Origin of the sequence: Streptomyces sp. NPDC006516, from assembly GCF_040611875.1 — a bacterium.
Taxonomy (GTDB): Bacteria; Actinomycetota; Actinomycetes; order Streptomycetales; family Streptomycetaceae; genus Streptomyces.
This window is the reverse complement of sequence record NZ_JBEXPD010000011.1, coordinates 250,640-270,854: the sequence shown is the minus strand read 5'-3', so window position 1 is coordinate 270,854 and position 20,215 is coordinate 250,640. Positions and strand designations below refer to the sequence as shown.

General features: G+C 69.7%; 19 protein-coding genes and 1 pseudogene. 14 read left to right on the top strand and 6 right to left on the bottom strand.

Going from position 1 to position 20,215, the window contains the following annotated elements; all coding sequences use genetic code 11:
- Positions 1-531: 531 nt before the first annotated feature.
- Entirely contained in the window at positions 532-1,437 is a 906-nt protein-coding gene (locus tag ABZY45_RS26790) for a S41 family peptidase (RefSeq protein ID WP_356743754.1), read from the bottom strand.
- Between the two features lie 313 nt (positions 1,438-1,750).
- On the opposite strand from ABZY45_RS26790, the pseudogene ABZY45_RS26785 reads away from it, so the two are divergent.
- Both ABZY45_RS26785 and ABZY45_RS26780 read left to right on the top strand, forming a co-directional pair.
- A pseudogene (locus ABZY45_RS26785) lies at positions 1,751-1,956 on the top strand (hypothetical protein); the annotation flags it as partial.
- A gap of 20 nt (positions 1,957-1,976) precedes the next feature.
- A complete protein-coding gene (locus tag ABZY45_RS26780; protein WP_356743753.1) occupies positions 1,977-2,858 on the top strand; it encodes an alpha/beta hydrolase in 882 nt (293 codons plus the stop codon).
- Positions 2,859-3,004: 146 nt separating this feature from the next.
- Here ABZY45_RS26780 and ABZY45_RS26775 read toward each other — a convergent pair whose 3' ends face one another.
- Positions 3,005-3,565: a TetR family transcriptional regulator gene (locus ABZY45_RS26775; RefSeq protein ID WP_356743751.1), complete on the bottom strand. Its 561-nt coding sequence runs from the start codon at positions 3,563-3,565 to the stop codon at positions 3,005-3,007.
- Positions 3,566-3,679: 114 nt separating this feature from the next.
- Between ABZY45_RS26775 and ABZY45_RS26770 the strand changes: the two genes are divergently transcribed.
- The 6 genes from ABZY45_RS26770 to ABZY45_RS26745 all read left to right on the top strand — a co-directional run bounded on the left by ABZY45_RS26770 (position 3,680) and on the right by ABZY45_RS26745 (position 10,531).
- Positions 3,680-4,372 carry an SDR family oxidoreductase gene (locus ABZY45_RS26770; RefSeq protein ID WP_356743750.1) on the top strand — a complete coding sequence of 231 codons (693 nt, stop codon included), beginning with the start codon at positions 3,680-3,682 and terminating at the stop codon, positions 4,370-4,372.
- Positions 4,373-4,702: 330 nt separating this feature from the next.
- A complete protein-coding gene (locus ABZY45_RS26765) occupies positions 4,703-5,707 on the top strand; it encodes an NADP-dependent oxidoreductase (RefSeq protein WP_356743748.1) in 1,005 nt (334 codons plus the stop codon).
- 201 nt (positions 5,708-5,908) lie between these two features.
- Positions 5,909-6,478, top strand: a complete 570-nt coding sequence (locus tag ABZY45_RS26760) for an SMI1/KNR4 family protein (protein ID WP_356743746.1) — start codon at positions 5,909-5,911, stop codon at positions 6,476-6,478.
- Positions 6,479-6,778: 300 nt separating this feature from the next.
- Positions 6,779-7,231, top strand: coding sequence for a hypothetical protein (locus ABZY45_RS26755; protein ID WP_356743744.1), 453 nt, complete (start codon positions 6,779-6,781; stop codon positions 7,229-7,231).
- Positions 7,228-9,570: a tetratricopeptide repeat protein gene (locus tag ABZY45_RS26750; RefSeq protein ID WP_356743742.1), complete on the top strand. Its 2,343-nt coding sequence runs from the start codon at positions 7,228-7,230 to the stop codon at positions 9,568-9,570. Before ABZY45_RS26755 ends, ABZY45_RS26750 begins: the two co-directional genes overlap by 4 nt.
- Positions 9,571-9,892: 322 nt before the next feature.
- Positions 9,893-10,531 (top strand): hypothetical protein, encoded by a 639-nt coding sequence (locus tag ABZY45_RS26745; protein ID WP_356743740.1) that lies wholly within the window; start codon positions 9,893-9,895, stop codon positions 10,529-10,531.
- 147 nt (positions 10,532-10,678) lie between these two features.
- On the opposite strand, the gene ABZY45_RS26740 is transcribed toward ABZY45_RS26745, so the two are convergent.
- Positions 10,679-11,923 carry a helix-turn-helix transcriptional regulator gene (locus tag ABZY45_RS26740; RefSeq protein WP_356743738.1) on the bottom strand — a complete coding sequence of 415 codons (1,245 nt, stop codon included), beginning with the start codon at positions 11,921-11,923 and terminating at the stop codon, positions 10,679-10,681.
- On the opposite strand from ABZY45_RS26740, the gene ABZY45_RS26735 reads away from it, so the two are divergent.
- Positions 11,848-12,342 (top strand): STAS domain-containing protein, encoded by a 495-nt coding sequence (locus ABZY45_RS26735; RefSeq protein ID WP_356743736.1) that lies wholly within the window; start codon positions 11,848-11,850, stop codon positions 12,340-12,342. The two genes, ABZY45_RS26740 and ABZY45_RS26735, sit on opposite strands and share 76 nt — an antisense overlap.
- Before the next feature lie 78 nt (positions 12,343-12,420).
- Here ABZY45_RS26735 and ABZY45_RS26730 read toward each other — a convergent pair whose 3' ends face one another.
- Entirely contained in the window at positions 12,421-12,828 is a 408-nt protein-coding gene (locus tag ABZY45_RS26730) for an ATP-binding protein (RefSeq protein WP_356743734.1), read from the bottom strand.
- Between the two features lie 220 nt (positions 12,829-13,048).
- On the opposite strand from ABZY45_RS26730, the gene ABZY45_RS26725 reads away from it, so the two are divergent.
- Positions 13,049-13,918 (top strand): DUF4429 domain-containing protein, encoded by an 870-nt coding sequence (locus ABZY45_RS26725; protein ID WP_356743732.1) that lies wholly within the window; start codon positions 13,049-13,051, stop codon positions 13,916-13,918.
- Between the two features lie 128 nt (positions 13,919-14,046).
- On the opposite strand, the gene ABZY45_RS26720 is transcribed toward ABZY45_RS26725, so the two are convergent.
- A complete protein-coding gene (locus ABZY45_RS26720; protein ID WP_356743730.1) occupies positions 14,047-14,799 on the bottom strand; it encodes a hypothetical protein in 753 nt (250 codons plus the stop codon).
- Between the two features lie 287 nt (positions 14,800-15,086).
- Between ABZY45_RS26720 and ABZY45_RS26715 the strand changes: the two genes are divergently transcribed.
- Together ABZY45_RS26715 and ABZY45_RS26710 are read left to right on the top strand one after the other, a co-directional pair.
- Positions 15,087-15,818 carry a HEAT repeat domain-containing protein gene (locus tag ABZY45_RS26715; protein ID WP_356743728.1) on the top strand — a complete coding sequence of 244 codons (732 nt, stop codon included), beginning with the start codon at positions 15,087-15,089 and terminating at the stop codon, positions 15,816-15,818.
- Positions 15,812-16,849, top strand: coding sequence for a HEAT repeat domain-containing protein (locus tag ABZY45_RS26710; protein WP_356743726.1), 1,038 nt, complete (start codon positions 15,812-15,814; stop codon positions 16,847-16,849). Before ABZY45_RS26715 ends, ABZY45_RS26710 begins: the two co-directional genes overlap by 7 nt.
- A 505-nt stretch (positions 16,850-17,354) precedes the next feature.
- Here ABZY45_RS26710 and ABZY45_RS26705 read toward each other — a convergent pair.
- Positions 17,355-17,939, bottom strand: coding sequence for a PadR family transcriptional regulator (locus ABZY45_RS26705; RefSeq protein ID WP_356743724.1), 585 nt, complete (start codon positions 17,937-17,939; stop codon positions 17,355-17,357).
- A 108-nt stretch (positions 17,940-18,047) separates the two neighbouring features.
- Here ABZY45_RS26705 and ABZY45_RS26700 point away from each other — a divergent pair, with 108 nt between their 5' ends.
- Both ABZY45_RS26700 and ABZY45_RS26695 read left to right on the top strand, forming a co-directional pair.
- Entirely contained in the window at positions 18,048-19,160 is a 1,113-nt protein-coding gene (locus tag ABZY45_RS26700; RefSeq protein ID WP_356743722.1) for an aromatic ring-hydroxylating dioxygenase subunit alpha, read from the top strand.
- Position 19,161: 1 nt separating this feature from the next.
- Positions 19,162-20,184 (top strand): PDR/VanB family oxidoreductase, encoded by a 1,023-nt coding sequence (locus ABZY45_RS26695; RefSeq protein WP_356743720.1) that lies wholly within the window; start codon positions 19,162-19,164, stop codon positions 20,182-20,184.
- The last annotated feature ends 31 nt before the right edge of the window (positions 20,185-20,215 follow it).

The window sequence follows — 20,215 nt, the reverse complement described above, 5'->3', positions numbered from 1 at the left end:
AGGCGGCACCTCCGTGCCACCAGAGGTCGCTCGCCGGAATACCCGTGACGGAGAACCGCCCGTTGGCGTGCAGCCGGACCTCTCCGCCCCTCTCGCCGTCGCGGTATGTCCCGGGCAGGCCACGCGGATCCACCTCGACCGCGCCAGGCCCGACGCACCCCGAAGCGAACACCGCCACGGCTGCGACGAGCACGGTGACACGCCCGCCTCCGGCCGCGCCCCTCGTCCTCCAGGTTCTGGCCCCCACGTCCACGCGCCTCCTCCCCCGACACCGGGCGGCAGGTCTGCCCGCCCAGTGCCTCAATTTGAACACGCTCGGAAATGGTCCACTCGCGCAGGGCGCGGCAGGATTTTGCTTTCGCGGACCCGGCGCTCCCTCTGCGCGACCTGCGGCGCAGCCGATCGAGGATGGGCCTTGTCCTTGTCGGGTCTGGGACCGGACAGCAAAAATCGTCCCCCTCACCTCGAAGGGCGGGACGGGGGGCCGACGGCGCTTTCCGGGGCGGCGCTGCGCGTGGTGCTGCCGGAGGGTCAGCCTGCCAGTCGGGCGCGGGCCAGAGCGTGTGCGCGGTCCAGAGCGTCGGCGGGAGCGCAGGAGATGTCCGGCTGTACACCGGCGCCCTCCCAGTTGGTGCCGGAGACGGGGTTGATGGCGCGGCCGATGGGGATCGAGGCTTCCAGATGCGGGTGGACCGTCCAGCCCTCCCGAGGGTGCGCGCCGCCCCGGGTGGGCTCGCCGACGACCACCGCACGGCCGAGCTGTTGCAGGTCGTACGCCAGTTCCTCGGCTGCGGAGAAGGTGTGGTTGCTGGTCAGCACATACAGCGGCTTGCTGCCGCCGAAACGGGCGCCGGGGACGTGCGGCTGGCTCCAGGACTGCTCGGTGCGTTCGCCGTCGCGCCAGTACATGGAGTTGAGGTGGGTGCGCTCGTCCAGCAGGTGGCTGCAGATGAAGGCGACCGTGTCCGGGTCGCCGCCCCGGTTGGCCCGGAGGTCCAGGATCAGCGCCTGGGCACGGGCGGTCAGGGTGAGCGCGGCGGTCAGCGGTTCGGCGGCCCAGTCCAGCGGAAACAGCATCGGCGCCAGCTCCAGTACGGCGACCCCTCCGTCGAGCAGTTCCACCCGGGGCGCCCCGCCCAGCGAGGTGTCGAAGTCCCCGCGGATGGACTCCAGCACCGCCGCCCCCTGCTTCTCGGGCACCTGCTCGGCGTGGTACTGCAGGCTCAGATGCCGGTCGCCGTTGACGGACCGCAGGTCCGCGGTGACCAGCCGGGCGAGCTCCTCTGCGTCGTCAACGGCGTAGGCGCCCTCGGCATGGCGCCGTTGCAGCAGGCCGGCGAGCTGCCCGGCTATCTCGGGGAAGACGTAGTGCTCGGTCAGAAGCCGGACCGTCTCGTCGATGACAGGGCCTGGCTGAAGCTTCGTCACAGTCGTCATGGCACGAAGTAGATCACCGCCCTTGCGAAAGCGTCCACACGTTCAGCATGCGCCACCACATCCGGTACGCACGCTCCCGAACGGCGGCAGCACGCGCGCCCATCGACCTGGCCTGCGTTCCCCGAGAACACCACGACGTGCACACGCTCTCGGTCGGCTCCACCACCTCGACAACACGACCCAGCCGGCAAACGGCGCGGCCACCGAGACCCTCCTCGGCAAGCGCCGTCACCCAGACCGATGCGGAGATCCTCCCCGTCGACGAGGCCATCCGGCTCACGCAGGCCCAGATCTGGCCCACTGGCGATGCTGACGCCGGCGGGCGGCAGGGTCCGACAGGTAGCCGGCCCACAGGGATCGACAAGACGATCTGCTGACGCCGCAACGAAGTCGAGCGGACCATCAACCGGCCAGGAAATGGGCGAGCAGTGGCGACGCGCTACGCCGAGAGGGCATACGTCTTCCCACGGCACGGTCGTCGTGGCCGCGCTCAGGGGTCAGCCCACGTGCCGCGTGTAAAACATCGCGAGGAGGCGTAGGTGTTCGAGGGATTCGAGACGGCGCAGATCGATATCGGCGAGGCTTCGGCATTCGTCCGCTACGGCGGTCACGGGCCGCCGGTGGTGCTCCTGCATGGTCACCCCCGCACCTCAGCGACGTGGCACCGCGTTGCTCCACTGCTCGTGCAGGCCGGCCACACCGTGGTGTGTCCGGACCTGAGGGGCTACGGGCGCTCCCGCGGGCCGCGTTTCACTGCGGATCACGCGGGCTACTCGAAGCGAGCTGTTGCCGCGGACGTGGCAGCCGTGATGCGCCATCTCGGCCATGACCGGTTCGCACTGGTGGGGCATGACCGCGGAGGGGCAGTGGCCCTGCGCCTGGCACTCGATCACCCGGAGAGCGTTACGCGGGTGGTCTTCGCGGATGCCCTGCCCGTGACGGAGCATCTGTCGCGGATCACTGCCGAGTTCGCCACCCAGTGGTGGCACTGGTTCTTCTTCGCCCAGCCGGAAATCCCCGAGCGGGTCATCAACGCCGATCCCGACAGTTGGTACCACGGGGACCGTGAGGTGATGGGCGGGGAGAACTACGACGAGTGGCGGCAGGCCACCCGTGATCCCGAGGTGGTCCGGGCCATGCTCGAGGACTACCGCGCCGGGTTGACCGTCGACCGCAGGCATGAGGAGATCGACCGTGCGGCTGGCGCGCAGATCAGGTGTCCGACCCTGGTCCTGTGGTCGCTTCAGGACGATCTGGAGGACCTCTACGGTGACCCTCGCGCGATCTGGCGACGGTGGGCCGGCGACGTCCGCGGGCACGGCATCGACGCCGGTCATCACGTTGCGGAACAGGCACCCGGAGCTCTGGCCTCAGCCATCACCGGCTTTCTCCAGCCAACCTCCGGTGACGTGACGCAGTAGGCCCACGGCGCGGGCCTACTGCTCATCGAGGGCCGGGCCTCGATGCCTGCGACCGGGCCAGACGTCGCGCGGCGCCGGCACCGGTGGACGTCTCGGATGCCTGGCGCCGTTCCCCGGCGGGCTGGGTTCGCACACCGTGCCCCTGATCAGCCCACCTCTGTCAGGGCCGCATGCGCGGCGGAGAGGATCTCTTCGGAGAGCGGGGAGCCCACGGTGGCCCGGGACAGGACCAGCGCGCCGAACAGGGTGCAGAGGCGGACGATGCCGTCCTCGTCGTCGGTGGCGAGGAAATCGGCGAAGTCGGCCACTCCCTCGGCGTAGACGCGGCGGGCCTCGTGCCCCGCTCCCTCACGCGCGATGTCGGTCGCGAGGGCTGCGACGGGGCAGCCGTCCGCCGGAGTGTCGCGGTGCTCGACGGAGAGGTAGGTGTCGATCAGCGACTGCTGGGCGCCCTCGCGCTGCCTGTCGTGCCGCTCGAGCCCGGCGCTGTAGCGCTCGGTGAAGTCGGCGAAGGCGTGGGCGGTGGCCTCGTCGACGAGCGCCTCCTTGGAGGCGAACTGCTTGTAGAAGGCGCCGTGGGTCAGACCGGCCGCCTTCATCAGGTCGGCGACGCTGACCTGCGTGCCCTGCTCCCGGAACAGCCGGGATGCGGTGTCCACCACCCGCCTGCGATTCTCCTCCGCCTGTGCCTGCGATACGCGGCCCATGACCACTCCCATTTGGATGTCGGCTGGCATCTATCATAGACCCGTGTTTAGATTGGCTACATAATCTAAATCGTGCGGGTGGCAGACGGCGCCCGCCAGGCACCAGGAGCGAACATGGAACTGAAGAACACGGTCGCAGTCGTCACCGGCGCCAACCGGGGGCTCGGGCGGCACCTGGCCGCGCAGCTCGTCGAGCGCGGCGCGAAGGTGTACGGCGCGGCTCGACGCCCCGAGACCGTCGACGTGCCGGGCGTCATCCCGTTGCGGCTGGACGTCACGGACGAGGCGTCGATACAGGAGGCCGCCCGCGCGGCGTCCGACGCGACACTGCTGATCAACAACGCCGGCATCTCCACCGGAGCGACGCTGATCGGAGGTGACCTGGATGAGGTGCGCCGGGAGATGGAGACCAATTTCTTCGGCCCGCTCGCCGCGACCCGCGCCTTCACCCCCGTCATCGAGGGCAACGGCGGCGGCGCCGTACTCAACGTCCTGTCCGCCCTGTCCTGGTTCCACCCGGCCGGCCTCGGCTCCTACGCCGCGTCCAAGGCCGCCGCTTGGGCGCTGAGCGACGCGACCCGTGAGGAGCTGGCACCGCGCGGGATCACCGTCTCGGCGCTGCACGTCGGCTACATGGACACCGACATGGCCGCCGCAGTGCCCGCCGACCAGAAGGTCGCCGCCGCCGACGTCGCCGCCCAGGCCCTGGCCGGCATCGAGGCGGGCCTGCCCGAGATCCTCGCCGACGAGACCAGCCGGTACGTCAAGCAGAGCCTGTCCGCGGCACCCCAGCCGGACGCGGGCTGAGGCTCCCCTTTACCCCGGCCCGACCGCCTCCCCGCCCTCGGGCAAGGGACATCTCATGGGTTGCAGGACCTTCGGCCACCGGACCGGACTGCGCGTCCCAGAGACACGCTCGGCACCTCCAGGGAGGCGCCGCCGACCGGATCGCCGCCCCGGTCGTGCCGACGGTCTGATCGCTCGACGCGGCCGGACATCGCACCCGCACCGCACCGCACCGCACCGCACCGCACCGCACCGCACCCGCAAAGACACCACGAAATGGTTCGCAATGGGAGAATCCCGGACCGAACACGGCCCTCGTCCTCACGGACGGGACACGGAACGGAGACGACGATGAGGGCTTTCACGGTCGAGACGTACGGCGGCGAAGCCGGGATGCGCGCCGTCGAACTGCCCGACCCCCGGGTAGGGGACGACGACGTCCTGGTCAAGATCCACGCGGCGGGCGTCAACCCGCTGGACCTCAGGATCCGCAACGGGGACTTCAAGGCGTTCCTGCCCTATCGTCTCCCGCTCGTCCTGGGCAACGACCTCGCCGGGACCGTCGTCCGGGTCGGCCCGTCCGTCACCCGCTTCGCGGCGGGCGACGAGGTCTACGCCCGGCCCGACAAGGACCGCATCGGCACCTTCGCCGAACTCATCGCAGTCCATCAGGACGACCTGGCACCCAAACCGGCCACGCTCACCATGACCGACGCAGCTTCCCTTCCTCTGGTCGCGCTGACCGCATGGCAGGCCCTGGTCGAGCGGGCCCACGTACAGCCGGGCCAGAAGGTTCTCATCCACGCGGGCGCCGGCGGCCTCGGTTCCATCGCCGTCCAGCTCGCCAAAGCGCTGGGCGCGCACGTGGCCACCACCGTGAGCACCGCCAAGGCAGACCTGGCCAAGGAGCTCGGTGCGGACGTCGTCGTCGACTACCGGGCCCAGGACTTCGAAGAGGTCCTCGACGGCTTCGACGTCGTCCTCGACAGCCTCGGCGGCGAGAACCTCGCCAAATCCCTGCGCGTACTCAAGCCCGGCGGCATGGCCATCAGCGTCGCGGGCCCACCCGACCCGGCCTTCGCCCGTGAACTCGGCGCGAACCCGTTGCTCCGCCTGGCCATGAGCGCCCTCAGCTTCAAGACCCGGCGCAGCGCGAAGCGCCGAGACGTGACGTACACGTTCCTGTTCATGAGGGCCAGCGGCGACCAGCTGCGCGAACTCACCCCCCTCATCGAGACCGGAAAGGTCCGTCCTGTCGTCGACCGAGTCTTCCCGTTCGGCGAAACCCTCCAGGCAATGGAGTACGTCGAGAAGGGCCGCGCGAAGGCTGGAAAAGTCGTCGTCTCCATGACGTGAGCCCGGCACTGGTGGGCCATGGAGGGCGGGGCAGGAGGCCTGCTCCGAGTACCCTCCCTGCCGAGGCTTCCGGTCGGCGCTCCCCGACGTGACGTTTCTGCGCACACGCTTCGGTCCTGCGACGCCCGGCATCGACGCTTCGAACGGCACCCCCACGGAGGCGCAGTTGTCGGGGGCATCCGTGCAGAGAGAGGAGAGGGAATGAGTGTGGTGGAGAGCTGGTCCCGCGTGATGAGTCTTCTGGAGCAGCACGCCCCGGTGGAACACGCGGATCTGCCGGGGCCCGCTACGGAACAGATGCTCGCGGCCGCCGAGGAACGGATGGGTATTTCCCTCCCCCCGGATCTTCGGGTGTGGCTGCTGCAGAACAGTCTGGATCTTCCTGCGGAGGATGTGGACGACGATGTGCAATGCTGCGGCTTTGCCGGGTTCCCGGATGAGGGCAGCTTCTTTCTGGGCATCCGGGCGATGGAGAAGCTCTATGCCAACCGCTCCAGGTCCGGTGGCTTCGACCCTCCGGACCAGCCGGACAATCCGTTCTGGCGTAATGAGTGGATCCCGTTCCTGTCGGACCAGGACGGCTGGACCGGAAAGTTCATCGACGCGCGGGACGGGCGGATCGGCAGGTGGTTCGTGGGTGACATCACGACCACGGGCGAGTACGAATCCCTGGCTCACTACTTCGACTCCGTGGCAGAGATGCTGAGGAAGATCGCCGATGGAAGCCATCCGGTCTGCGAGGTCGACCAAGGGCGACTCGTCTGGTCGTAACGCAATGCGCCCCGGTTGCGCCGGGGGCGCCTTCCTTGCGCATTCGCAGCGTGGCCACCGGTTCGCGAGGCGGAAGGCACCGCCGGCGCGTACCGATCCCCGCCGCCTGGCCTCAGCCGCCCGGCGAGCAGCTCCGCCGTTGCGTGGGCGCTCAACTCGCTGCCATAAACGTCGGCTTGACGGCCCATGGTCTACATTGCGGTATCCGGCGGTCGCTGGTGCGGGCTCTGTGTCCGGCCAGTGACCAGGACGGTGTTGCGACAGCTACGAGGGCCGACACGGTCCGCTGGAGGGGGATCGGTGGAGATCGAGGCCATGGTCACGGCGGTGTCGTCCATGCTGGGGCCGGTGCTCCAGTTCCTGGGACGCCGACGGGAGGAGACGGCAGGCGACGAGAGCGACGCTCAGCCGGTGCCGGCCGGTGCCGAACCCGTCTACGCCGTTGTCCGCGAACGCTTCGACGTCGAGCCCGCCACCGCGCTCCTGCTCGACCGCCTGGCTCAGGAACCCGAAAGCACCCTGTGGCAGAGCACGTTCCGCGCCGCCCTCGCGGACATGCTCGCTCAGGATCGGAGGTTCGCCGACCAGGTGGCTGAGGCGCTCAACCGAGCCGACGGGCCCGGCGGCGGGAGTGGTGTCACGGATGCCGGTGCCGTCGCAGGCCGGGACTTCTCCCAGCGGGGCCGCTTTGTGGCGGGCCGGGACCTGCACATCGGTGACCACATGCCGCAGGACCCGGGCGGACAGCCGTGACCGACAAACCCGAGGCAGCGCCGTCCCCAGCCGGCGCCACCGCCCCCGTCACCACCGTCCAGGACTCCGGTCTCACGGCAGGACGGGACGTCCACCAGAGCGGACGGTACGTCGCCGGCCGCGACCTGTCGGTCGTCCTGCCGCAGCGCACCGCTGTACGGGCTCTTTCACAACTGCCCCCAGCCGTGGAGCTCGTGGGACGCGCGGCCGAACTCGCAGCCCTCACCCGCCCGCAACCGGCCGGCGACGCCACCCGTGTCGCCGTCGTACGCGACGGCGCGGGCGTGGGCAAGTCGGCGCTGGCGATCGGGGCCGCTCACCGGATGACGGAGCAGTATCCCGACGCCCACCTGTACCTCAAACTCGGTGGTGAGAACCTCCGCACCCTCTCCACCGCAGCGGCCCTCCAGCATCTGCTGTGGTCTCTCGGCGTCGGCGAGAGCGACATCCCCGAAGACCTGGAACGCCGTGTCGCCCTGTACCGCTCCACCATCGCCGAGATGCGCGCCGTCATAGTCCTTGACGACGCCGAGTCCGCTCAGCAGGTCGCTCCGCTCATTCCGGCTTCGCAGGCATACGTGTTCATCACGTCTCGCCGTCAGACCGTCGGGCTGCAAGGAGCTCATGTCGTGGATCTGACCCGCCTGTCCGAAGACGCCGCGATGGAGCTGCTCGAACGTGAGATCGGGGCGGAACGGTGCGCGGCTGAGCCCCGAGCAGCCCTCGACGTGGTCCGTGCCTGCGGTTGTCTGCCGCTTGCGGTCCAGCTGGCGTCATCGGCACTCAACTCACCCTCCGGGAAACGCCGCTCCCTCACGACGTTCGCGCGACGGCTGGCCGAAGAGGGACGACGCCACGGCGCGTTCGACACCGAAGTACGAGCCGGCTTCGCTCTCTCGTACCGCACCCTCTCTCCCACCGCGGCCCGGGTCTTCCGCGCTCAAGGGCTGGTCGCCGCCACTTCCCTCGGCGTGCCCTGCGTCGCCGCCCTCACCGGCCTCGACGAGGCCGACGTGGAGGAGGCCCAGGACGAACTGCTGGACGCCTACCTCGCCGAGCCGTCGGGCCCGGACGGCGACCGCTTCCATCTCCACGACCTGCTACGGCGTTTCGCCCGGGAACAGGCCCTGGACGAGGACGGCGTGCAGGAATGCGGGAGGGCCACGGCCCGGCTGCGCGCCTGGGCCCTCGCCTTCGCCACCGACAACATCCAGGCACTGCACTCCCCGGACACGACGGAGGCCGACCGCGCCCGCCGGCGGTTGGACGCCGAAGGAGCGGTTCTCGTGGCCGTCGTGGAACAGTCGACAGCCCAGAGTGGTGGCGCGGCCGATGCCGTCGCACTCGCCCTGAGTCTGGAGCCCTGGTTCGAAGCCGGCAGCCACTACGAGGCATGGCGGCGGGCGTACGAGAGCGCCCTGAACCATGCCGTCGCCTCGGGTGACGAAGCCTGCGCCGTACGCCTCCTGCTCGGCCTGGGCGACCGCAGCCGCCTCCTGCGCGACCACGCCGGCGCCGAACACCGTCTTGCAGACGCCCTGCACCGCGCCCAGGACCTCGGACAGCCGCAACTGGTGGGCCAGGCACACTTCCAGTCCGGCATGCTCCTGCGCGAACGTGGACGATACGACGAGGCCATCAGCCACCTGAGCCTGGCCGTCGACGCCCTCACCGGCGAAGACAGCCACGCTCTGGCCCAGTCCCACAACAACCTCGGGCACACCCTGCGCCGCCTCAAGCGTTATGAGGAGGCTGCGGTCCACCTGCGCCGAGCGGCCGCGATCGCCGCCCGGCTCGGCGACCGCACCGTGACTGGCTGGGCCACAGCCAATCTGCTCGCCTCCCTCCGCGCGCAGAACCGGCTCACCGAGGCCGAGGCGTGTTACAGGCCTGGCCTGGCGGCGTTCGAGGCCGTAGGACACCGGCTCGGCCAGGCGTGGATGCACTGCCATCTGGGTGCCGTGCGCGCGCTGCAACAGAGGTGGCCCCAGGCCGTCGAACTGTTCACCCGCGCGGTCGACGAGTTCACAGCCCTGGACGACGCCTACGGTCTGAGCGCCGCGTACGGCGGACTCGCGGACGCGCACCGCGCGCAAGGCGACCTGGGCCAGGCCGCGACCCTCTTCGCCCGCGCGGCGGACCGCGCCGAACAGGCGGGCGACGCGCACCGCCGCGCACTTGCCGCGCTCTGCCGGCTCACGACGCTTCAGGACCTCGGCGATGCCGCCCCACCCGATCGGGTCTCCACCGCTGAATCAGCTGCGCAAGCGGCAGTGGCCGCCCTGGACGAACCCCAGCGCCGGTCCGCGCTACGAAATCCGCGATGGTCCCTGGACTGAAGAGCGAGCGTCAGGACCGTTGCATGAGGTGACTGCGCGCCGCACCTCGTAGAACCACCGTGCGGACCGTCAGTCATCGACTGCGTGACCGATCACGGTCGGCAGAACCATGGCCCCCCTGCCGACCCACGACGTGACACCGTGAGGGCACAGCACGAGGCACAGCTGCCCATCGCGGCAATCGGGGTCCGGCACCTCACCCGGTCGACGATCCGTCCGATCGGGCTCTGCCCCGCCGCGGGGACGTCGGTGGACGTTTGCTGCCTCACCTGTCTCCGTCGGCCGCAAGCACGGGCCCGGAAGGATCAGTAGGGTCGTCGGCGTGCATGACGTACGGGTGGTTCTCATCGGCGGGACGTCGAACGTCGGAAAGTCGACCGTTGCCCAAGTGGTGGCGGAGAGGCTCGGGTTCGCATGCCTGAGCACCGACGGGCTGGCCCGGCACCCCGGACGACCCTGGCGAACCCCGGAGAGGGAGGTGCCGGCGCACGTCGCCGAGCACTATGGATCACTTGCGGTCGACGAACTGATCACGTCCGTTCTCGGGCACTACGATCGGCTGTGGCCCCGCATCGAAGACCTGATCAGCACGCATGCGTCCGACGGCCGCGGCACGGCAGGACTGGTTCTGGAGGGGTCGGCGCTCTGGCCCGTCCGCGTCGCCACTCTGCAGGTCGCGCGCACGGCCGCCGTGTGGCTCACCGCCGACGCCTCCGTAGTACGCGCCCGCGTGCACGCGGCGGGCTCCTACGAAACAGCCCTGGACGAGGAGCAGGTACTGATGGACAAGTTCCTGGCCCGCACCGAGCGCTACCAGACACTCATGATCGAGGCTGTCGACAGGCTCGGCCTGGAGCGCATCGACGCCGGGGGTGGACGGTCCGCCGCCGAGCTGGCTGACGTCGTACTCGCGGCTGCCGACGCACAGACCGCGGTGGGGCGGTCGACCGATACTGGGTGACCAGTGGGGGCACCGCCGACACACCCCTACGCCAGGAGCCCCACCAGGTCGAATGGCAAGGATCACCTGCGCTACCGAGCTTTGCGACTGGGCAGTTGAGCCTCGAGTCGTGTGTGCGTGCTCGCGGGGCACGAATGTGGAGCGGGTCTAGCTGCGGGTGCGAAGAGTCGTGGCGGGGGTCGCGCCGTACAGCTGGCGATACGCGGCTGCGAAGCGGCCGATATGCGCAAAGCCCCAGCGGGCCGCGATCTGCGTCACGCTGGACGTGGCCGGGTCGGCGGTCTTCAGATCGTGGTGCGCACGGGTAAGACGTACATGGCGCAGGTAGCCGAGTGGACTCGTGTCGGCGTGCCGGCTGAAGGCGTACTGCACAGCGCGGGGGGTGACGAATGCAGCCGCGGCGATGTCGGACAGGCCGATGGCGCGGTGAGCGTTCTCTTCGATGAAGGTTCTTGCCCGGCGCAGGGTGTCGGTGTGCGCGTCACGACTGTCGATGCGGTGGTGCTCCTCCCGGTCTGTGGTGTTCGGGAGCGCGGCCAAGGCGACGGCGGCCAGATGTTGGGTGGCGGTGGCGACGACGAGAGGGTCGGGGGCGGGAGGCCCTGTCAGGACTTGATCGCGAAGGAAGGCTATGGTGCTGCCCAATCGACGATTGGCTCCGCCGTCGACTGCGCGCTGACCGGTGAGTCGGACCGGCCCCGGTGCGGCCTGAGCACCGACGGCGGCGGCCTTGTCGAGCACCGTCGGGTCGAACATGGTGATGGTGTAGCGCGCGGAGTGCAGTGCGCCGGTGTACGGGCGGTCGGGAGGGGCGATGAGAAACGTTTCGCCCGGGCCGTAGACGTCGGAGCGGCCCTCGGTGGTGTCGACCATGGTGCCGCTGTGCACAGCGATCAAGCAGATCAGGCCCAGCGGGTTGGCGGTGTAGGACATGGTGTAGCCGAAGGTGAGGCGGTCGACAATGAGGCCCTCGGCTGCGTTGCGCACGATCTGCGTCTGCGTGTCGTTGGGTCGGCCGCCGATGCGCATCGGTGTGTACGCCCGCGACAAGAACTCCTCCGTCGCCTCCAGACTTCTGCTGTCGAAACGCTCCGTTTTCATCTTTGCCTCTCCGTGCGCGCAGCGGCGCAGCAGTCCTGCCACATCGTACGACGCGCAATGTGCAGGCCCGGGCACGAGCATCGCGGAGGTGGTGAACCGGGTGCGTCGGCGCTCCGCAGAGGTGATCCTGCAGGTGGCGGCGTTGACGGCCCCCTGGAAGGTCAGAAAACGAAGGGCCGCAGACTCTGCCGCGAAACGCAGGCCGCGAAGCGTGGATGCGTGGGTGTGCAGGTGGAGGACCAGGGCATTCGTCGAGTCGAGCGGCCTGCCGCAGCAGGCCGACCGTGTCATTTACCCACCGAGAGAGGTCTGCAGTGCTCACAGCTCACGCGGGCCAGCACGACAGCGGGCGGGCCGAGGTCACGGCATGTCACGACGTGAGCAACGGCCGATACGTGCTGTACGCAAAGGGCGTGTTCGACGCCACCACGAGCGGCGCCCTTGACCAGGCCTTGAGCCGAGCGTGCCATGCTGGGAATCCCCGCATCGTGATCGACTGTTCCGCCGTCACCTTCGCGGATGTCGCCTTCTTGCGTGCGCTGCTCAGCTGCAACTCTCATGGCGCCCGAGTCGCCGTGGCCGCACCGTCCCTGGCTGTGCGCCGCCTCCTTGAGGCCACGGACACCTCCGGCCGCTTTCTCGCTGCGCCAGACGCTCATTCGGCCTCGGGCAGGGGATCCGGCGAGGCCATCATGCGTGCCGGCCGTTGAGCACTCAGCGCTTCGGCGGACATGCCCGCAGCCTTGCTGGAGCACCAGCTTCACCGCCACGCTCTCCAGGGTCGCGCCTCACATGAGAGGTACAACAGCTTCGATGCGTTTTCCGGTGGCGGTCGAGATCACCACCAGACTTTTCGCCAGACGGCTGACCATGGGCCAACCATAACCACCGACGGTGTACTGGCCTGGAGGGCACGGGCGAGCGACGGGAAATTCGGTGCTTGCATCAGCAACTGACAAGATGAGTTCGTCGCCGTGGATTTTCGCGGAGAAACCCGTGAGGCCGCCGCCGTGCCGGCACGCGTTGGTCACCAGCTCAGAGGTGACCAACAGGGCATCGGCCCACACGATGTCGTCCCGAATTCCCTCGTTGCCGGAAAAGAACTGGGCACGGAGCAGCGCATCGACATGCTCGCGGGCGGCAGCCGCGCTCGTCGGGAGGCCCATCACGAGGACGTCTGTAAGCTCGTCGCTCACGCTGCCTTCACCGCCAATCTGCTGCAACGTCTACGTCGTCCCCGCCTGCCCGCCAATCCTCGGCTTACACGGGGCGGCAGCTGACCCCGGCCCTGGGCGTAAGGCGGCCGCCGACGCCTGAGCGTCCGCCCGCACATCCGGCGGGCGGAGGGCCCTGGACCTTGCACCGCACTGCCCGCGCACCGCTCGACGAGGTCACCGGGCTGGCAGAATCCGGGGTATGGCGGACATCATCACGCGTGACGGCACCTGGAGCTTCGACGGAGACACGATACGGATCGTGCCTGGCGGCAAGGTGCACCCGGTGCGTCAGGACCTCGGTGAGGTCATCGTCCCGCTGCACGCGGTGGCGGGGGTCTCGTTCGAGCCGGACCGCAAGGGCGGTCGTCTGCGGTTGCGAATGCGGTCCGGAGCCTGCCCTGTGCTGCGCGCCGCGGACGGCCGGCTGAAGGATGCCTCCGATCCGTACCATCTGGTGGTGGAGAAGGGCCGCACGGGCGTGGCGGAGTATCTCGTCGACGAGATACGTAACGCCCTGCTGATCGAGCAGGTGCCTGACGGGCCGGTGGACCGCTTCCTGCTGCCGGGGCCGTCGGTGCCGGTGTCCGGCGGGGGCGGGGACGGTACGGCCTCCTTCGACGGCGAGACCATCCGCCTCTCCTGGAACTGGAAGGCCGAGGAGTCCAAGACGGCCGGCGGCACGGTCTCCCTCCCGCTGTCGGAGGTGACGGGCGTGCGCTGGGTGCCCTCCATCGGGCTGGAGAACGGCTCCCTGCGCTTCGACCGGGCAGGAGCGGTGTCGAGCGCGCCGGCCAAATTCGATCCGTACTCCCTGGAGCTGTGGGGGCTGTCGAAGCGGGAGTACACCGCCGTCCTGGTCGCGGCTGCCGTGCTCGTCCGGCTGCGGGCGCCCGCCCGACAGGCCGCACCCCCCGGCCTGTCGCCCCCAGCCCCTGAGATCGCCCCCGCCGCCGACGACCATGACCTCCTGCTGCGCAGACTCCGCGAGCTCGGGGAGCTGTACGGGGCCGGCATCCTCACCGACGAGGAGTTCGCCACCGCAAAGGCCGCAGTCCTGAGGCGCCTCTGAGTGGCCTGTGGGAGCCCGCGCGGCCACCACCGCCCGAGGCCCTCTGCTCTCGGCTCGTCGTACGCCCGCACCCGGAGGGGCTGGTCCGGGCCCGTGCCACGGGACAAATCCGCAGGCGTTGCGACGGATCAGGGTGTGGGCGAGGCGTCGGTGAGGGCCATCCACTCCCGGACCGTGTCCTGGTGCGACCCGCTCGCCGTGCTCGCGGCCACCTCTTCGGCATCCTTGACGGAGCACGGTGCCCCTGCTCGGCTGAGCAGGACGAGCGGCCACGCAGGGCCCGCACCGGCCGGCTCTCCATCAAAGGCGGCCCATTCCCAGGGGCCGTCAAAACGCCATGCCCGGCCGGCGGCGTCGGCGATTTCGTCGCCCGCCTGGAGAGACGCGTAGGGACGCATCAGCAACTCGAAGGTGAAGGGGATACCGTCACCAGGGTGGATGGTGTATCCCGAGCCATCGAGATGACTCTCGTCCGGGAACTCCCTGTAGGACAGGCCTCGGCGCAGCACCGTCACTGTCCGAGTGGGATGCGGCAGCCAGACCGTCTCCAGCGGCGGATCATGGTGGTCCACTGCCGTTACGTGCACCACAGTAGGTGGCACGCCGACCCGGCAGACGCCTCCGGCCTGCAACTGCTCGGCCGGAGGATCCGTCCGGAACAACTCCGCGGCCACCTCCGGCGCAACGCTTCCGTGACCGTCGTCCACACCGAGGGCCACGATCCCGTTCCACTGCGCGAACCCGTCGGTCCTGTCGATCTCCCACCATGGCCATCGCACCGCCACATGCCCCCACGTGACACCCCGCTCAACGCGGGTGACCGTAAAGGGGCACGAGACCGACAGCACGTCACCTACCCGGAAGTCCCCCTCATCGTCCACCCGGTCAGGGTAGCCAGGTAGACGGGAGAGGTGCCGGCGGGCGTACGAGCCGCTACCGGACCACGCGTAAGCGGCGGTCCGGGAAGTACGCGCAGGTGCAGGTCAGGCGGCTGTGCTCTCAGCGTCTCCATGCTCTTGGGTGAGCACCACGTGGAAGATGCGTACCCCGGTCAACAGGTGTCGACGGGGTTCCTCTGACTCATCGGTCATGAGCTTGACCTTGACACGGTGACAAGGTCTTCACTTGGGCGTAGGAGGTGGTCCCGATCAACACGACCGACGTGACCATGCAGAACACCCGTGTGACCGACGCCCTCGGATCCGAGGACTCACCGGTCCGGCTTCGGGCGGCCCTGGCGGTCGGCTCGAACCCCGACCCCGTGTTCCTGGAGGTGCTCGTCGACCGGTGCGCGGTCGAGCCGGACTTCTTCGTACGCGACATGCTCTCCTGGGCGCTGACCCGTCTCCCGACGGAGATCACCTTGCCCCGGATCCGGGATGAGCTCGGCTCCGGGCTTCCCCAGGCCCGCAGTCAGGCGCTGCACACACTCTCCAAGATCGGCGACAGGAGTGCGTGGGCCTGGATCACCCGCGACATGCTGCGGGACGCCGACGACGAGGTCGCGCGGACTGCGTGGCGCGTCGCGGTCGTCCTCGTGCCCGAGCACGAGGAGAAGGAGCTGTCCGACGAACTGGTCCTGCACCTCGGCCGTGGCGACCGAGATGTGCAGCTGAGTCTGAGCCGGGCCTTGGTCGACCTCGGTGACGTGATCAAGCCCGCCCTGGAGAGGGCAGCGCAGAGCGCCGACCCGGCGATGGCCGCGCACGCGCGTGCCACCGAGCTGCTCCGGCAGGACCCGGAGACCGGTTTCGACGCGGCCCTCGACGAGGCGAAGCGCGTGGTCGCACTCGGCCCGGGACGAGCCGCTGCCGCAGCGGCTGCGCCGGCCGGCGCTGAGACCGCCGCGCCACCGGAGACGACCGAGCAGCTGGAGGGTTCGGGGGGCACGGAGTGCTGATCGGTGATGTGGCCCGCCGCTCCGGGGTGAGCACCCGGATGCTCCGGCACTACGACGCCCTGGGGCTGGTGCGGCCCACGGGCCGCACCGTCGGTGGCTACCGCGAATACTCTGCCGAGGATGTCCGCAGGATCTTCCACGTGGAGAGCCTGCGGTCCCTCGGGCTCTCGCTCAAGCAGATCGGGCGCGCGCTGGAGGATCCGGCCTTCACACCGCTCGACCTGGTCAGCGACCTCATCCGGCAGACGGAGGACCGCCTCGCGCGAGAACAGGAACTGCTCGAGCGGCTACGCGCCATCGACGCGTCGGCGCCCACCGACTGGCAGGAAGTACTGCGCATCGTCGAACTCGTGCGAGAACTCAACTCGACCAGCGCCGCGCGCAGACAGCAGGTTCTCCTGGCCCGCCCGGAGGACGTGCCGGTACCCGCCGAACTGCTGGCCGGGGCGGTCCTGAACGAGTCCGACCCGCACGTCGCAGGTGCCCTGCGCTGGGCGCTCGCCCGATCGGGCAGCGACGGTGTGGCGACGCTGCACGCCGGCATGCGCTCGGAGGACGCCGGCATCCGGCGGCGCGCGGTGCTTGCGATCGCCGAGATGCCCGAGGCTCCAGGTGCCACCACTGTGCTCGCGGATGCTCTGGGGGACCCGGACACAACGGTGCGCAGGCACGCTGCTCTTGCTCTGGGCCGTCGGGGCGTGGCCGCGGCTGTGCCCACCCTCGTCAGCATGGTGGTGGAGGGCTCCAACGACGTGGACGCCGCGGAGGTTCTGGGAATGCTGTCCCTGGACCCCGGGTGCACGGACCGGATCATGACCGCCCTGGTCGACGAACTGGCCGTACCCACCGCCGACTCCGCGACGCGGATTCGTCTCACCCAGGCACTGGTCGAGCTCGCGGGAACCTCCGCGCAGGAGGTCCTGCGCCAACTGGCCCACGACGACGACGCCGCTGTCGCCCTCGTCGCCTCGGCCCTTGTCGGAGTTCTCGAAGAGCGGTCCCGTGAAGACGAGGCAGACGAACCTTCCTGATCGCGGGTACGGAACCAGGTCTCGGTCATGGCCTCGCAAACGGATGCTTCACGATCGGCTCACCTTGACTCGCCGGCCCGGAGTGAACAGGAGGGCCCGGGAGCCGTCGAATTCGGCCTCCGCGCGCTTCCCTCCGGAAGCAGGCCACAGGAAGGGACGACCGACGACCTCAGGGGACCGAGCACCAGCAGGACGGAGACGCAGACGGCGGCATAGACGGCGAGGGTGAGGCCGAGGGCGCAGACTGGCGCTCCTCGACGGCCGTACCGCAAGCAGGTGGCCCGCGGTCCGCGCCGACGACAGGGGATGGACCTGAACACGCCGTGAGCCTGGGCGGGCCGGGGCGCCGCGCTCTCGTCCGCCGGTGTTCGTCCATGGCGGCGCCCGCAGTGCCGCATCGACCACCTCGGCACCTCCGCGTTCCCCGGCCTCCTCGTCCCGCACCTGCGGGCGACCCGCGCGTGGTCACGGTCAGCCCCTGGCGTCGGCCGCGCAGGCGGAGGGGTCAGGGGCCGTGCAACTCGTCGGCGAGGGCGAAGCCGTCGGCAATCCATGCCAGCTCGGTGCGGGCCCGGGCGATGAGCCCGTCGTAGGCGTACACCTTGTACCGCACCGCCAGCTCGGCCTCGCGCTCGGTCAGCTTGGACAGGCGAGCCGCCAAGGTGGGGTGGGTGCGCTCGACGAGTGCGGCCCGGGTGCCTTCGAGCATGCTCAACTGCTCCCGCCAGTACGCCTCTTGCTGCCGAAGCTGCTCACGTACCGATGCGGGGTCGGCGAAGTCGAAGTAGGCCGCCTTCAGGTACGCGGGGTCGCGCTGCCGCTGCGGCGTCAGCGGGGACTCCATCCAGCCCCGGAAGTCGGCGAGTCCCGCGTCGGTGACGTGGTACTCCTTCTTCGTCCCCTTCTGCCCCCATCGCACCTCGACCGACTTGAGAAGCCCGTCGCGCTCCAACCGGTTGAGTTCGGGATAGATCTGCGAGTCCGGGGCGTGCCAGACGTGGGCCACCGAGCGGCTGAAGCTCTTCGAGATGTCGTACCCGGTCATGGGGCGACCGGTGAGCAGCGCGATGAGCGCGTATCGCAGCGACAAGGCACCTCCCCCTCCGAGATCACCAAGCTACACACCCTTGCCATCTCACTATATCGATAGTTAGTTTGTGGCCCGCGCAACACATACCTCTCTTCATAGGGAGTTTCCATGTCTGTCACCACTCCGCCCTCCACCGCGGCGGCGAAGATCTTCAACTACCCCCGCAACGCCTGGTACGCGGCCGCCTGGGATCACGAGGTCACCGGCAGGCAGCCGCTGGCCCGTACGATCGCCGGCGTCCCGCTGGCGCTGTGGCGCACCACCGAGGGCCGCCCGGTCGCCCTCGCCGACGCCTGCTGGCATCGGCTGGCTCCCCTGTCGATGGGCAGGATCCTGGGCGACGAGTTGCAGTGCCCGTACCACGGCCTGCGCTACAACGCGGCCGGCCGCTGCACCGGGATGCCCGCGCAGGAGACGATCAACCCCAGCGCGGTCGTCCCGTCCTTCCCCGTCGTCGAGCGGCATCGGTACGTCTGGGTCTGGGTCGGCGATCCCGACCTCGCCGACCCGACCGCGGTGCCCGACATGCACCAGATGGACGACCCGGGCTGGGCCGGCGACGGGGAGACGATCCACGCCGACTGCAACTACCAGCTCATCCTCGACAACCTCATGGACCTCACCCATGAGGAGTTCGTCCACTCCTCGAGCATCGGGCAGGAGGAACTGTCCGAGGCCGAGTTCGACGTGACCCACAAGGGCGACACGGTCACCGTCGCCCGGTGGATGCGCGGCATCGACGCCCCTCCGTTCTGGCTGAAGAACATGCGGGACAAGTTCCCCGGCTTCTCCGGCAAGGTCGACCGCTGGCAGATCATCACGTTCCAGGCACCCGGCACCATCTGCATCGACGTCGGCGTCGCGAAGGCAGGCACCGGGGCACCCGAAGGCGACCGCAGCCATGGCGTCAACGGGTACGTGATGAACACGATCACCCCCGAGACCGACCGCACCGCCCACTACTTCTGGGCGTTCATGCGCAACTACCGCCTGGACAGCCAGACCATCACCACACAGCTCCGCCAGGCCGTGCACGGCGTCTTCGGCGAGGACGAGGAGATGCTGCGGGCCCAGCAGCGCGCCATCGACGCCAATCCCGAACACGAGTTCTACAGCCTCAACATCGACGCCGGCGGTATGTGGGTGCGCCAGATCCTCGACCGTATGCTCGCGGCCGAGGGACGCCGCTCCTCCGCGCCGGCCGCCGGTCAGGTGGGCTGACATGGCAGTGCAGACACAGACCCGCTGGCAGCGGGCCCGGGTCGTCGAGGTCTCGGACGTCGCCGACGGTGTGCGCCGCATCGTCCTGGCGCCGGAACACCCCGCGCACGCCGCGCCCGGCACGCACGTCGACGTCCGGATCGGTTCCGGGGACGGCACCGGGGACGGAGTCAGCCGCGTGCGGTCCTACTCGGTGGTGCGCTCCGAGGACGACGGTCGCCGGCTGACGCTCAGTGTGCGGCTCTCCCCCACCTCGTCCGGGGGGTCGGCGACGATGCACCGGCTCCGGGCCGGGGACGAACTCACCGTCACGGGCCCGCTGCAGAACTTCCCGCTCGCGGTCGGCGCCTCCCGGTACGTACTCGTCGCCGGCGGCATCGGCGTCACCGCGTTGGTCGCGATGGCATCCGCGCTCCGTCGGCGCGGAGCCGATTACGAGCTGCGGCTCGTCGGCCGCAGCCGCGCCGTGATGGCGTACGTCGACGAGCTCGTCGGTGAGCACGGCGACCGGGTCCGCCTCCATATCGACGACGAAGGCACCCCCCTGGCGGTCGACGACCTGGTCGCCGGGATAGCCCGGACGCCCTCCGCCCCCGGAACAGAGCTCTACATGTGCGGCCCGATCGGGCTCATGAACGCCGTCTCCCGGAGCTGGGCCGAGCATGCGCTGCCCACCACCAACCTGCGCTTCGAGACCTTCGGTTCCAGCGGCAGGTACCCGGCGGAGGAGTTCCTCGTCCATCTGCCCGAACTCGGCCGCGAGGTCACCGTCGCCCCCGGCACCTCGATTCTCGACGCCCTCGAGGCGGCAGGCGTCGAGACCCTGTCGGACTGCCGCAAGGGCGAGTGCGGGCTGTGCCTGGCGAAGGTACTGGACTCCACCGGCACCGTCGACCACCGCGACGTCTTCCTGAGCGAGGCCCAGAAGGAACGCTCGGACAAGCTGTGCCTCTGCGTCTCCCGGGCGGCGGCAGCCCACAGCGGCTCGGACACCCCCGCTGTTCTCTCTCTCCGCCTGACCTGACCCGGCGGGCACCCGCGTACGCCCGGATCTC